Source organism: Actinomycetospora straminea, from assembly GCF_028737255.1.
Lineage (GTDB): Bacteria > Actinomycetota > Actinomycetes > Mycobacteriales > Pseudonocardiaceae > Actinomycetospora > Actinomycetospora straminea.
In genome coordinates this window covers 219,214-231,477 of sequence record NZ_JAQZAN010000007.1, presented here as the reverse complement: position 1 = coordinate 231,477, position 12,264 = coordinate 219,214, and the positions used below count along the sequence as shown (strand labels likewise).

The following is a 12,264-nucleotide window of genomic DNA, read 5'->3' as shown; positions in this document are numbered from 1 at the left end:
TACCGCCAGCTCGAGCCGACCCCCGACAGACTTGACGAACCATAGGAGCGTCACCGTGGGCACCATGAGCTTCTTCGTGCGCCCCGCGGGCGACGGCGACCGCTACGAGTTCGGCGGCGCGACGTTCACGGTCAAGGCCGACGGCGGCGACACCGAGGGGCGGGTCGGCGTGATGGAGCAGTCCGGGCCGCCCGGGCTGACCGTGCCGCCGCACACCCACGAGGGCGAGGACGAGATGTTCTACGTCCTCGCCGGCGAGCTCTCCGGGTTCTGCGGCGACGAGCGGTTCACCGTGTCGGCGGGCTCCTTCCTCTTCCTGCCCCGCGACGTCGAGCACGGCTTCGAGGTCGTCGGCGACGAGCCGGCCCGGGCGCTGACGATCGTCGGGCCGGCGCGGTTCGACGCGCTCGTCCGCTCGCAGGGCCGCCCGCTGACCTCCTAGGCTGGTCGCGGGGAGGGATCGCCGTGCGGGACGAGGAACTGATCGTCGAGTTCGCGCTGACGCGCCTCGACCACCCCGGGCTCGACCTGGAGGAGACCGCGGCGCTGCTCGTGCGCCGGGTGGGCCCGGAGCAGATGCTGGCGTTCGCCTCGCAGAACCTCGCCGACCGGGGCGAGCTGCGGGGCGCCCTGTTCGACGCGGCCGTCGAGCGGGTCGTGCGCGTGGTGCTGCAGCTGCGCGACGCGCCGCTCTGAGGTCGCTCACGCCCCCCGGCGCTCGGGCGGTGGCACCCGCACCCAGGTGGGGTGCTTGCCGTGGCGGTGGTCGCCCGACGACCGCCCGCGCAGCCGCCGCCCGACCCACGGCAGGACGTGCTCGCGGTAGTAGCGCAGCTCGGTGACCACGCCCCGCGCGGCCGGCCCGCCGGCGGGCCCCGCGACGGGCGCCGGACCCTCCCCGATCCCGGCGAGCACCAGGTCGGCGGCGCGGCGGTGGCCCGCCGGCCCGAGGTGGAGCCGGTCAGGCGACCAGTAGCCGGGCCGCTGGATCTCCGCGTCGTGGAAGACGTCGACGAAGCCGGTGCCGTGGGTGGCGGCGAGCTCGGCGATCCCGGCGGTGAGCAGCTCCCCGCGACGCCGCACCACGCTGCCGAACGGGAGCCGCTGCGACGGGTCGGCGCCCGAGATCAGCACGACCCGCACGCCGGCGTCGCCCGCGCGGCGCACCGCCCGCTCGGTCATCGCGACGAGGTCGTCGACGGCGATGTGCCGGCGCAGCATGTCGTTGCCGCCGCCGTTGAGGGTGAGCAGCGTCGGGCGCGGCTCCAGCGCGAGGGCCGCGTCGAGCTGCTCGGTGACGATCGGGCCGAGCAGCCGCCCCCGGACCGCGAGGTTCGCGTACCCGATCTCCTCGCCGCGGGCGGCGGCCAGGCCGGCGGCGACGAGGTCGGCCCAGCCGCGGGTGGCCCCGTCGCCGACCTCGTCACCCACGCCCTCGGTGAAGCTGTCCCCGATCGCCGCGAAGTACACGGCGACCATCCTCGACGATCAGCCGCCGATCTCCGCCCGGGGCCGGACGTGCCGCTGGGCCCGGACGACGACCCCCGATACGCCCCGACACCGCGGCGACCGGAGCAGCCGGGCGCGGCGAACGATGGCTGTCGACGGACGACCGGCCCAACTTCGCCGGCGGAGCGCCTGGTTCCGCAGCGCCGGGGAAGGACGATCACATGGGCGCTGACGACACCGTCAAGAACCGGACGCAACAGGTGAAGGGCAAGGCCAAGGAGGTGGCGGGGCAGGCCACGGGCAACAAGAAGCTCGAGTGGAGCGGCAAGCGCGACATGGCCGCGGGCGAGGTGAAGCAGCGGGGATCGAAGCTCACGGGCTCGTAGCGCCCGGACGAGGGGGCCCGGCGTGCCACGGATCGGGAGGCCGTGGCTGTCCCCGCGGGACCGGACCAGTGTCGGTGTCACACGGCACCGAGACCGACCCGAGGGAGCCCCCCGATGCCCCGCACCCCGATCGACATCACCGTCCCCGACCTCACCGGCCGCCGCGTCGTGGTCACCGGCGCCAGCGACGGGGTCGGGCTCGGCCTCGCCACGCGCCTCGCCGCGGCGAACGCGGAGGTGGTCCTCCCGGTGCGCAACATGCGCAAGGGTCAGGCCGCGATCGCCCGCATCCGCGAGCGCGCCCCGCGCGCCACGGTCTCGCTGCGCGAGCTCGACCTGTCGTCGCTGGCCTCCGTCGCCGCGCTGGGCGAGACCCTGCGCGGCGAGGACCGGGCGATCCACGCACTGATCAACAACGCGGGCGTGATGACCCCGCCGGACCGGCAGCGCACCGCCGACGGCTTCGAGCTGCAGTTCGGCACCAACCACCTCGGCCACGTCGCGCTGGTGGGCCACCTCCTGCCCCTGCTGCGCGCCGGGCGCGGCCGCGTCGTCTCGCAGCTCAGTGTCGCCGCCCGCCGCGGCCGCATCGACTGGGACGACCCGAACGGGGAACGGGGCTACGACGGGAACCGCGCCTACGCCCAGTCGAAGATCGCCTTCGGCCTCTTCGCCCTCGAGCTGGCCCGCCGCAGCCGGGCGAACGGGTGGGGCATCACCAGCATGCTGTCCCACCCCGGCGTGGTGCCGACCAGCCTGCTCGCCGGGCGCCCCGAGGTCGGCCGCGCGCAGGACCTCCCGCAGATCCGGCTCATCCGTGCCCTGTCCCGGTGGGGCGTGCTCGGCACCGTCGAGACCGCGCTGCTCCCCGCCCTCTACGCCGCCACCTCCCCCGACGCCCGCACCGGCCGCTTCTACGGACCCGAGGGGCTCGGGCACGTGCGCGGCGGCCCGGCCGAGCAGGAGCTCTACGCCCCGCTGCGCAGCACCGAGGACGCCGCCCGCGTGTGGGGGCTCTCGGAGGAGCTCACCGGGGTCAGCTTCCGCACGGACAGGGTGAACGGTGCGCGCCCGCTGCCGCGGTCGCGCAGCATGCAGGTCTGAGCACCTCGAGTCCCCTCGATTCCCGACGCCCGGGGACGGCCCGCCGGCCGTCCCCGCGGCGCCCCGGAAGGAGCCCGCGCGTGTCCGACACCCTCGACCGGCTGCAGCCCGACCTCCGCCTGCCCGCCCGCCTCATGAGCGCGGCGATCGGGCGGCAGCGCAGCGTGGAGAACCTGCGGCGCCCGCCCGGCGCGGTCAACCGCGTGATCTCCGAGCTCGCCCGCCGCCGCGTGCCGAAGACCCTGCGGGTCCACGAGGAGACCGTCCCCCGGGACGACGGGTCGCGGTTGCGGCTGCTCGTCGTCCGGCCCCGCCTGCCGCGCCGCGACGTCCCGGGCCTGCTCTGGCTGCACGGCGGCGGCTACCTCACCGGCGAGCCGGAGCAGGGCATCGCCCTCGTGCGGTCGTTCGTCGAGGGCAGCGGCTGCGTCGTCGTGGCCCCCGCCTACCGCCTCAGCGTCGACGCGCCGTACCCCGCGGCCCGCGACGACGCCTACACCGCGCTGCTCTGGCTGCGCGACCACGCCGACGAGCTCGGTGTGCGGCCCGACCAGCTCGCCGTCGGCGGCAACAGCGCCGGCGGCGGGCTGACGGCCGCGACCACGCTCTGGGCGCGTGACCGGGGCGAGGTGTCGGTGGCCTTCCAGATGCCGCTCTACCCCATGATCGACGACCGCACCCCGGTCGACGTCCTCGACGACGCCCCGGTGTGGGACGCGGTCACCAACCGGAACGCCTGGTCGATGTACCTCGGCGACCTCGACGGCACCGACGACGTCCCCGCCTACGCCGCGCCGGCGCGGTGCACCGACCACGCCGGCCTCCCGCCGACCATGACGTTCGTCGGCGACGTCGACCCCTTCCACGACGAGACCACCCGCTACGTCGAGGCGCTGCGCGCGGCGGGCGTGCCCGTCGAGTTCCGGGTGGTCGCGGGCGCGTTCCACGGGTTCGACGTGATCGCGTCCGGCGCGAGCGCCACCCGCGAGGCCGTGGCGTTCCGGGACCAGTGGTTTGGCCACGCCGTGCGGACGTTCCGGGCCGCGCAGCCCGGCTGAGCGGGTCAGGCCCGGATCAGGCGACGGGTCGAGCGGCGGAAGGCCCAGAACCCGACCGCCGCGGCCGCGAGCGTCAGCGGGGGCCCCGGCGCGACCTTCGCGAGCGCGCCGGTCGCGTCGAGGACGAAGAGCCACTGCGTCACGACGTCGCGTGCTCACGGCGCCGTGGGCTCCTCGCGGTGGCGCTGGTGGTGCCGGCGGACCTTGAGCCGGTTGCCGCAGGTCTTCATCGAGCACCAGCGCGCGGAGTTGGCCCGGCTCCGGTCGAGCAGGAACAGGCGGCACTCGGGGTTGGCGCACGGCCGCAGCCGCCCGGGGTGCCGCTGCGCGACCGCGCTCCAGGCCAGGACCAGCTCGACGGCGAGGCGCCGCTCGGGCGCGGTCTCGAGCCGCCACGTGACGCCGTCGTCCCCGACCTCGGGCCGCTGACGGGCGCCGGCGAGGAGGTCGGCGAGCACCCCGGGAGCGGCCTCCCCCGCCACGACCTCCTGCAGCCGGCCGCGGGCGTCGCGCAGCGCAGCGAGCTCGGCGTCGTCCCCGTCGCCGCCGTGGGCGCGCACCCAGGCACGCAGCTCCTCGTCGTCGGCCCACCGGTCGGTCGGCCGCCCGTCCACGACCGGCGTGCTGTTGAGCGCCTCGACCAGCGCCTGCTCGTCGAGCACCGGGCACCACCTCCTGGCACTAACCGTATCACCGGGCTTGACAGGTTAGGGAGCGCTGCGTTGACTGAGGATCGCTAACCAGATCGCACCTCCGAAGGAGTTACACCATGGTCGAGGTCCGTCACCGCACCGCCGTCGTCGACGGCCACCGGCTCGCCTACCGGGAGGCGGGTCCCACCGACGCCCCCGTGCTGGTGCTGCTGCACGGCTTCCCCACGAGCTCGCGCATGTTCCGGCACCTGATCCCGGCGCTGGCCGACCGCTACCACGTCATCGCGCCCGACCACCTCGGGTTCGGGCGGTCCGACGCCCCGTCGGCCGCGGAGTTCACCTACACGTTCGACGCCCTCGCCGACCTCACGCGCGGCCTGCTCGCCCGGCTCGGCGTCACCCGCTACGCGATCTACGTGCAGGACTACGGCGCCCCGATCGGCTGGCGTCTCGCGCTGCGCGACCCGTCGGCGATCACCGCGATCATCAGCCAGAACGGCAACGCCTACGACGACGGCTTCGTCCCGGGGTTCTGGGCGCCGGTCTGGGCCTACGGCGCCGCTCCCGGGTCGGACACCGAGGGCCCGGTGCGGGGCGCGCTGAGCCTCGAGGCGATCCGCTGGCAGTACCTCCACGGCGTCGCCGACCCCGAGCTCGTCGACCCCGACACCTGGACCCAGGACCACGCCGAGGTCTCCCGCCCCGGCCAGGAGCGCATCCAGCTCGCCCTCTTCGCCGACTACGCGACCAACCCGCCGCTCTACCCGGCCCTGCACGAGTACTTCCGCGCGAGCGGCGTGCCCCTGCTCGCGGTGTGGGGCGCCGAGGACGAGATCTTCGGCCCCGACGGCGCCCGCGCCTTCGCCCGTGACCTGCCCGACGCCGAGATCCACCTCGTCGAGGGCGGCGGCCACTTCCTGCTCGAGAGCCACCTCGACCTGGTCGCGGGCGACATCCGCGGGTTCCTCGGCCGCGCCCTCGCGCCGGTGCTCGTCGGGGCGTGACGCCGCTCAGGACGGCGCCGGGCCCTCGGCGTGGCGCGACGGGCGCGCCGCGATCCCGACCAGGTGCGCGGCCGGTCCGACCAGCGGGCGCCCCCGCGGCCAGACCGCGCTGAGCCGTCGCTCGAGCTCCAGTCCGGCGACCGGGACGGCGACGAGCGACCCGTCGGCGACCTCGGTGGCGACCGCGAGCGAGCTCATCACGGCGGGCGCGATGCCGTCGGCCACCGCGCCCTTGATCGCGGTGGTCGACGACAGCTCGAGGACCGGGTCGGCGAGGGCGCCGCCGTCCACCGCGCGCACGGCCGCCTCCAGCGCGGCCCGCGTGCCCGACCCCGCCTCGCGGGCCACGAGCGGGGTCGCGGCGAGCCTCGCGGGGTCGATGCCCCGGCGCCGGCGCGCCCAGGCGTGCTGCGGGGCGACGACCAGGGTGAGGCGGTCGCGGGCGACGACCTGGCGGTCGAGGTCCTCGGACACCGACGGCCCCTCGACGAAGCCGACGTCCGCCGCACCGGCGACGACGTCGGCGGCCACCTCGCCGGAGTTGCGCGAGCTCAGCGACACCGACGTCGCCGGGAGCTCACGGCGGAGGGTGACCAGCCAGCGCGGGAGCAGGTACTCGGCGACCGTCATGCTCGCGGCGACCCGCAGCCGCGTCGCCTGGGCGCTGCGCAGCGAGGTGATCCCCGCGTCCAGCGCCTCGGCGGCGTCGACGGTGCGGCGCGCCCAGTCGACGACCAGCGCGCCGGCCCCGGTCAGCCGGGCCCCTCGCGGGCCCCGGTCGAGCAGCGTCAGCCCGACCGCGCCCTCGAGGGCGCGGAGGCGGGCGCTGACGGCGGCCTGGCTGACGCCGTGCGCCCGCGCCGCCCGGCCCATGCTGCCCAGCGCCGCCACCGACAACAGCAGGTCGTAGGGGGTGAGGTCGGCGACCCGGGACGGCAGAGGCACAACCCCAGGTTATGACCCGACAAGATCGGCGTCCCTACCGCCCGGCGACGGGCGCGACGAACCTCGACGCCATGCTCCAGGCCACCGTCCCGCACCCCGGCGCCCTCGCCCCGTCCCGCGACGAGCGGCCGGCCCCGAACCCCCGGCCGGCGCGCCGCCGCCTGCTGCGCGAGCTGGAGCACCCGCGCGACGTGGTCGCCCACCTCGGCCCGAACTGGTTCTCGACGGTCATGGGCACCGGGATCGTCGGCGGCGCCGCGGCGAGCCTGCCGGTCCGGTTCCCCGGGCTGACGGCGTTCGCGACGGTGGTGTGGGGGCTGGCCGCGCTCCTGCTCGTCGCCCTCGTCGCGGCCTGGGGCGTGCACTGGGTGCGGCACACCGAGACCGCGCGGGGCCACGCCGCCGACCCGGTGATGGCGCAGTCCTACGGGGCGGTCGCCATGGCCGTGATGACCGTGGGCGCGGGCGCGGTGCTGCTCGGCCCGCCGGTGCTCGGGACGACGACCGCGGTCGCGGTGAGCGGGACGCTGTGGGCGATCGGCACCGTGCTCGGCCTCGCGACCGCGGTGGGCGTGCCCTACCTCATGATCATCCGCCACGAGGTCCGCGACGACGCCGTCTCGGGCGCCTGGCTCATGCCGGTCGTGCCGCCCATGGTCTCGGCGGCCGACGGCGCGCTGCTGATCCCGCACCTCGCGGCCGGCACGGCGCGCACCACCATGCTGCTGGCCTGCACGGCGATGGTCGGCGCGGCCGTGCTGGCCACCCTCGCGCTCCTGCCCCAGATCTGGCGCCGGCTGGTCGTCCACGGCACCGGGCCCGCCGCGGCCGTGCCGACGACGTGGATCGTGCTCGGCCCGCTCGGGCAGTCGATCACCGCGGTCAACCTGCTCGGCACCCAGGCGGCCGGCGCCCTCCCCGAGCCCTACGCCACCGGCGCCGCGGTCCTCGGCCTGCTCTACGGCGTGCCCGTGTGGGGCTTCGCGGTGATCTGGCTCGCCCTCGCCGCCGCCGTCACGCTGCGCACCGCCCGCCGCGGCCTGCCGTTCAGCCTCACCTGGTGGAGCTTCACCTTCCCCGTCGGCACCCTCGTGACCGGCACCAGCGCCCTCGCCGCCCGGGTGCCGCTGCCGGCCCTGGACGTCGCCGCGATCGCGCTCTACCTGCTGCTCGTCGCCGCCTGGGCCCTCGTCGCCGTCCGCACCGTGCACGGCGGTCTCGTCCGCGGACACCTGTTCGCCGGTCCCACCGCCGCCCCGACCGTGCACCTGCGCTGAACGACGTCGTGCTCGATCACTCGCTGGACGTGAACGATCGTTCCGGGTGAGGCTGTGGGTGGCCTCCGTGGCGGCAGCGTTGCCCTCGTCGAGGCCACATCCCGCGCCGACGCGTCGAGCCGACGCGCGCGCCGAGCGAAGGGGAGGAACCCATGGGTGTGCCCACCGGAGGCCGACGCGTCCTGCCGGAGCCGGACGTGCCACGACGGGCGATCACGACGTGCGGGCCCGACGGGGCGCCGCGCCCGTTCGACCCGGTCCGGCCGACCGAGCCGCCCGCCGAGGCACCGAACGTCGTGCTCGTCGTGCTCGACGACCTCGGCTTCGGCAGCTCCAGCGCGTTCGGCGGGCCCTGCCGCATGCCGACGGCCGACCGCCTCGCCGACGACGGGCTGCGCTTCACCCGCTTCCACGTCACGGCCCTGTGCTCCCCCACCCGCCAGTCGCTGATGACCGGCCGCAACCACCACGCCGTCGGCATGGGCGCGACCACCGAGATGGCGACCTCGGCCCCCGGCTACACCGGCTACCGCCCGCGCAGCGCCGCGACGCTCGCCCGCGTGCTGCAGGGCAACGGCTACAGCACCGCGGCGTTCGGCAAGTGGCACCAGACCCCGCCGGCCGAGATCAGCCCCGTCGGCCCCTTCGACCGATGGCCCACCGGCGAGGGGTTCGACCACTTCTACGGGTTCATGGCCTGCGAGATGAACCACTGGTACCCGCTGCTCTACGAGGGCACGACGCCCGTGGAGCCCGCCCGGCGCCCCGAGGACGGCTACCACCTGTCCGAGGACCTCGTCGACCGCGCCGTCGACTGGGTGCACACCCAGCGCTCCCTGACGCCCGACCGCCCGTTCTTCACCTACCTCGCCTTCGGCGCCTCCCACGCCCCGCTGCACGTCGCCCCGGAGTGGCGCGAGCGCTACGACGGCGAGTTCGACGGCGGCTGGGACCGGCTGCGCGAGGCCACGCTCGCACGGCAGAAGGCGCTGGGCGTGGTCCCCGGACACACCGAGCTCGCCCCGTGGCCCGACGGGGTCCCGCACTGGGACGACCTCGACGACACCCGACGGGCGCTGGGCGCGCGGTTCATGGAGACCTACGCGGGGTTCACCGAGCACGCCGACGCCCAGCTCGGCCGGTTCGTCGCCGCGCTCGACGAGCTCGGGGCGATGGAGAACACGCTGTTCCTCTACCTGCTCGGGGACAACGGCGCGTCGGGCGAGGGCGGCATCGAGGGCACGCACGTCGAGCACCGCCTCGGCCACGGCATGGTCGACGACCCGACCGACATGCTCGGCCACCTCGACGAGATCGGCGGCCCGGCGAGCTACCCGATCGCCCCGGTCGGCTGGGCGCTGGCGATGAACACGCCCTACCAGTGGACCAAGCAGGTGGCCTCGCACTTCGGCGGCACCCGCGACGGGCTCGTCGTGCACTGGCCCGCCGGCATCGCCGACCGCGGCGGGCTGCGCCACCAGTTCCACCACGTCGTCGACGTGCTGCCGACCGTCCTGGAGTGCGCCGGCATCCCGCAGCCCACCAGCGTCGACGGCACGCCCCAGCAGCCGGTCGACGGCACGAGCATGCGCTACACGTTCGCCGACCCGGACGCCCCCGACCGCCGGCGCACCCAGTACTTCGAGATGTGCGGCAACCGCGGCGTCTACCACGAGGGGTTCACGGCGGTGACGCGCCACGGCACGCCCTGGGAGATGGTGCCGACGGACAGCGGCGGGTTCCGTGACGACGTCTGGGAGCTCTACGACACCACCACCGACCCGAGCCAGGCCCACGACGTCGCCGCCGAGCACCCCGAGCTCCTCGCCCGGCTGCGCGAGCTGTTCCTCGTCGAGGCGGCGAAGTACCAGGTCTTCCCCCTCGACGACCGGGTCACCGAGCGGGAGAACCCCCGGCTCGCGGGCCGGCTCGACCTGGTCGGCGACCGCACGTCAGTGACCTTCCGGGGCTCGACCCGGCGCCTCATCGAGGAAGCGGTGCCCAACATCAAGAACCGGTCGCACGCGGTGGTGGCCGACGTCGAGGCGCCGGCGGGCGGCGGCGACGGCGTCCTCGTCGCGCAGGGCGGGCGCTTCGGCGGCTGGGCGCTCTACGTCGCGGGCGGGCGGGCCAGCTACGTCTACAACTTCTTCGGCCTGCGTCGGCACACCGTCCGCGCCGACCACGCGCTCGCCCCCGGGCGGCACGAGGTGCGCACGGACTTCGCCTACGACGGCGGGCGCGACGGCCGGGGCGGGACGGCGACGCTGCGGGTGGACGGGCTCGTCGTGGGCGCGGTGCGGGTGGACGCGACGGTCCCGTACTACTTCTCGTTCGACGAGACCTTCGACGTCGGCGTCGACCTGGGCACCCCGGTCACCGACGACTACGCGACCGGGGACAACGCCTTCACCGGCACCGTCCGCTCCGTGCGCGTGGAGCTCACCGCCCCGGAGCCCGAGCCGGGACCCGAGCCGGAGGGCCGGCACCGGCGGGTCATGGCGTCACACTGACCCACACCGACCCGCGCAGCGGAAGCCCAGGTTCCCGGAGCTCGACTCCGGCGTGTTCGAGGTCCGGGCCGCGACCCGGTAGCGGTTGCAGTACGAGTCGTGGCAGAGGTAGGAGCCCCCGCGCATGACGCGGGCGCTCCCCTCGTCCGGCCCGACGGGGTCGTGCTCCGGGGAGCGGGCGTACCAGTCGGCGGCGAAGCGGTCGGCGCACCACTCCCAGACGTTGCCGACGGTCTGCCAGAGCCCGTAGCCGTTGGGCCGGTAGGTCTTCACGGGCGCGGTGGTCAGGTAGCCGTCGTCTCGGGTGTTCTCGGTGGGGAACCGACCCTGCCAGGTGTTGAGGTTCCAGCGACGGCCCAGCTCGTCACCCCAGGGGAAGCGGGCGCCCGCGAGCCCGCCGCGGGCGGCGTACTCCCACTCGGCCTCGGTCGGCAGCCGCCGGCCCGCCCACGCGGCGTAGGCCGTGGCGTCGTTCCAGGAGACGTGGACGACGGGGTGCTGGGCGCGGTCGCCGACCGACGACCCCGGGCCCTCCGGCCGCCGCCAGCTCGCTCCCCGCACGGCGAGCCACCAGGGGGCGGCGTCGACGCTGCTCAGGACGTCGGCGCGGTCGCCGGTGAAGGCGAGGTGGAACACCGCGGAGGAGCCCCACCGCTCGGCGTCGGTGACGTAGCCGGTGTCCTTGACGAAGCGGCCGAACGCCGCGTTGGTGACGGTGGTGGCGTCGATCGCGTAGGGGCTCAGCACGACGCGGTGCACCGGGCCCTCGCCGTCCGCGGGGTCGCCGTCGCCGTGGTGGTCCCCCATGGCGAACGCGCCGCCGGCGATCGGGACCTGGCCGCGGGGGACTCGGGGAGTGCCTGTCACGAGCGTCCAGTCTCGCCCCCGCGATCGTTCGGCACCAGCGGACAACGGCGGGCGGAACTGTTGGGATGGGCTTCATGGACCTCTCGCTGCGCCGCCTGCGCACGCTGCGGGAGGTCGCGCGCCGCGGCGGGGTCAACGCGGCCGCGGCCGCCCTGCACTACTCGCCGTCGGCGGTCAGTCAGCAGCTCGAGGCGCTGGGCGTCGAGGTCGGGGCGCCGGTGCTGGAGCGCGTGGGGCGCGGGGTGCGGCTCACCGAGGTCGGCCGGGTCCTCGTCGAGCAGGCCGAGCTGCTGCTCGCCGCCGAGCACCGCGCCGTCGCCGCGGTCGAGGGCGCGCGCCAGCACCTGTCGGCCCGGCTGTCGGTGGGCATCTTCGCCGCCGCGGCGGCCGGCCTGCTGCCCGCCGTCATCACCGACCTCGCCGCGACGCACGCGGGCATCACCCTCGAGAGCACCGAGACCGACCAGGAGCAGGCCGTCCTCGACGTGCGGCACGGGCACCTCGACCTCGCCCTGCTCCTCGACTACCCCGACGCCCCCGAGCCGTGGGCGCCCGGGCTGACCGTCGTCCCGCTGGGCCAGGACCGGATCCACCTGGCGGCGCCCACCGGCTCGCCCTACCGCCCCGGCACCGACCTCGCCGAGCTCGCCGACGAGACCTGGATCATCTCCGGCCCGCACACCTACTACGGCCGCGCCGTGCGCACGGCGTGCCGCCGGGCGGGGTTCGAGCCCCACGTCCGGCACCGGGTCGACGGGCTGGCGACGGCGCTGGCGATGGTCGCCAACGGACTGGGCGTCACGCTCGCCAGCGACCTCGGCCGCGTGTTCTGCCCGCCGACCGGCGTCGAGGTCGTCCCGTTCGAGCACCCGCTGCTGCGCACGGTCGTCCTCGCGCACCTCCCCCACGCCGTCGAGCGGCCGAGCGTGCGGGCCACCGTCGACGCCTTCGCCCGCGCCGCCGCGGCGCAAGGACTGGTGGCGGTCGGCTGAGGCGGTGGGTAGGGAT

The 12,264-nt window shown here is 75.7% G+C and carries 14 protein-coding genes; 9 read left to right on the top strand and 5 right to left on the bottom strand.

Annotation, left to right across the window (positions count from 1 at the left end):
• Positions 1-64 precede the first annotated feature (64 nt).
• Together PH190_RS12730 and PH190_RS12725 are read left to right on the top strand one after the other, a co-directional pair.
• A complete protein-coding gene (locus tag PH190_RS12730; protein ID WP_274231892.1) occupies positions 65-442 on the top strand; it encodes a cupin domain-containing protein in 378 nt (125 codons plus the stop codon).
• A 23-nt stretch (positions 443-465) separates the two neighbouring features.
• Entirely contained in the window at positions 466-696 is a 231-nt protein-coding gene (locus PH190_RS12725; protein WP_274203847.1) for a hypothetical protein, read from the top strand.
• A 6-nt stretch (positions 697-702) separates the two neighbouring features.
• Here the strand turns inward: PH190_RS12725 and PH190_RS12720 are convergent, their stop codons facing one another.
• A complete protein-coding gene (locus PH190_RS12720) occupies positions 703-1,470 on the bottom strand; it encodes an SGNH/GDSL hydrolase family protein (RefSeq protein WP_274231881.1) in 768 nt (255 codons plus the stop codon).
• Between the two features lie 200 nt (positions 1,471-1,670).
• On the opposite strand from PH190_RS12720, the gene PH190_RS12715 reads away from it, so the two are divergent.
• The 3 genes from PH190_RS12715 (at position 1,671) to PH190_RS12705 (ending at position 3,997) form a co-directional block, all read left to right on the top strand.
• Positions 1,671-1,835 (top strand): CsbD family protein, encoded by a 165-nt coding sequence (locus PH190_RS12715; RefSeq protein ID WP_274231880.1) that lies wholly within the window; start codon positions 1,671-1,673, stop codon positions 1,833-1,835.
• 114 nt (positions 1,836-1,949) lie between these two features.
• On the top strand, positions 1,950-2,939 hold the full coding sequence (locus PH190_RS12710; RefSeq protein WP_274231879.1) for an SDR family oxidoreductase: 990 nt from the start codon (positions 1,950-1,952) through the stop codon (positions 2,937-2,939).
• Between the two features lie 80 nt (positions 2,940-3,019).
• A complete protein-coding gene (locus PH190_RS12705) occupies positions 3,020-3,997 on the top strand; it encodes an alpha/beta hydrolase (protein WP_274231878.1) in 978 nt (325 codons plus the stop codon).
• 5 nt (positions 3,998-4,002) lie between these two features.
• Here the strand turns inward: PH190_RS12705 and PH190_RS12700 are convergent, their stop codons facing one another.
• Together PH190_RS12700 and PH190_RS12695 are read right to left on the bottom strand one after the other, a co-directional pair.
• Positions 4,003-4,140, bottom strand: a complete 138-nt coding sequence (locus PH190_RS12700) for a hypothetical protein (protein WP_274231877.1) — start codon at positions 4,138-4,140, stop codon at positions 4,003-4,005.
• A gap of 12 nt (positions 4,141-4,152) precedes the next feature.
• A complete protein-coding gene (locus tag PH190_RS12695) occupies positions 4,153-4,659 on the bottom strand; it encodes a CGNR zinc finger domain-containing protein (RefSeq protein WP_274231876.1) in 507 nt (168 codons plus the stop codon).
• Between the two features lie 107 nt (positions 4,660-4,766).
• Between PH190_RS12695 and PH190_RS12690 the strand changes: the two genes are divergently transcribed.
• The gene (locus PH190_RS12690; RefSeq protein WP_274231875.1) at positions 4,767-5,654 is read left to right on the top strand and encodes an alpha/beta fold hydrolase; all 888 of its coding nucleotides are present in this window, start codon (positions 4,767-4,769) and stop codon (positions 5,652-5,654) included.
• A gap of 6 nt (positions 5,655-5,660) precedes the next feature.
• Here the strand turns inward: PH190_RS12690 and PH190_RS12685 are convergent, their stop codons facing one another.
• On the bottom strand, positions 5,661-6,599 hold the full coding sequence (locus PH190_RS12685) for a LysR family transcriptional regulator (RefSeq protein WP_274231874.1): 939 nt from the start codon (positions 6,597-6,599) through the stop codon (positions 5,661-5,663).
• An 11-nt stretch (positions 6,600-6,610) separates the two neighbouring features.
• Here PH190_RS12685 and PH190_RS12680 point away from each other — a divergent pair, with 11 nt between their 5' ends.
• Together PH190_RS12680 and PH190_RS12675 are read left to right on the top strand one after the other, a co-directional pair.
• Positions 6,611-7,876, top strand: a complete 1,266-nt coding sequence (locus PH190_RS12680) for a TDT family transporter (RefSeq protein WP_274231873.1) — start codon at positions 6,611-6,613, stop codon at positions 7,874-7,876.
• Positions 7,877-8,028: 152 nt separating this feature from the next.
• Positions 8,029-10,389 (top strand): sulfatase family protein, encoded by a 2,361-nt coding sequence (locus PH190_RS12675; RefSeq protein WP_274231872.1) that lies wholly within the window; start codon positions 8,029-8,031, stop codon positions 10,387-10,389.
• Here PH190_RS12675 and PH190_RS12670 read toward each other — a convergent pair.
• On the bottom strand, positions 10,381-11,196 hold the full coding sequence (locus PH190_RS12670) for a formylglycine-generating enzyme family protein (protein ID WP_420791641.1): 816 nt from the start codon (positions 11,194-11,196) through the stop codon (positions 10,381-10,383). The genes PH190_RS12675 and PH190_RS12670 overlap by 9 nt on opposite strands.
• A gap of 125 nt (positions 11,197-11,321) precedes the next feature.
• On the opposite strand from PH190_RS12670, the gene PH190_RS12665 reads away from it, so the two are divergent.
• Positions 11,322-12,248: a LysR family transcriptional regulator gene (locus tag PH190_RS12665; RefSeq protein ID WP_274231870.1), complete on the top strand. Its 927-nt coding sequence runs from the start codon at positions 11,322-11,324 to the stop codon at positions 12,246-12,248.
• The last annotated feature ends 16 nt before the right edge of the window (positions 12,249-12,264 follow it).

What these genes read in the sequence shown, in the direction of transcription:
- PH190_RS12710 (WP_274231879.1), top strand. Translation starts at nt 1,950, where the DNA reads ATGCCCCGCACCCCGATCGACATCACCGTCCCCGACCTCACCGGCCGC.
- PH190_RS12665 (WP_274231870.1), top strand. Translation starts at nt 11,322, where the DNA reads ATGGGCTTCATGGACCTCTCGCTGCGCCGCCTGCGCACGCTGCGGGAG.
- PH190_RS12690 (WP_274231875.1), top strand. Translation starts at nt 4,767, where the DNA reads ATGGTCGAGGTCCGTCACCGCACCGCCGTCGTCGACGGCCACCGGCTC.
- PH190_RS12670 (WP_420791641.1), bottom strand. Translation starts at nt 11,196, where the DNA reads ATGGGGGACCACCACGGCGACGGCGACCCCGCGGACGGCGAGGGCCCG.
- PH190_RS12675 (WP_274231872.1), top strand. Translation starts at nt 8,029, where the DNA reads ATGGGTGTGCCCACCGGAGGCCGACGCGTCCTGCCGGAGCCGGACGTG.
- PH190_RS12680 (WP_274231873.1), top strand. Translation starts at nt 6,611, where the DNA reads ATGACCCGACAAGATCGGCGTCCCTACCGCCCGGCGACGGGCGCGACG.
- PH190_RS12715 (WP_274231880.1), top strand. Translation starts at nt 1,671, where the DNA reads ATGGGCGCTGACGACACCGTCAAGAACCGGACGCAACAGGTGAAGGGC.
- PH190_RS12730 (WP_274231892.1), top strand. Translation starts at nt 65, where the DNA reads ATGAGCTTCTTCGTGCGCCCCGCGGGCGACGGCGACCGCTACGAGTTC.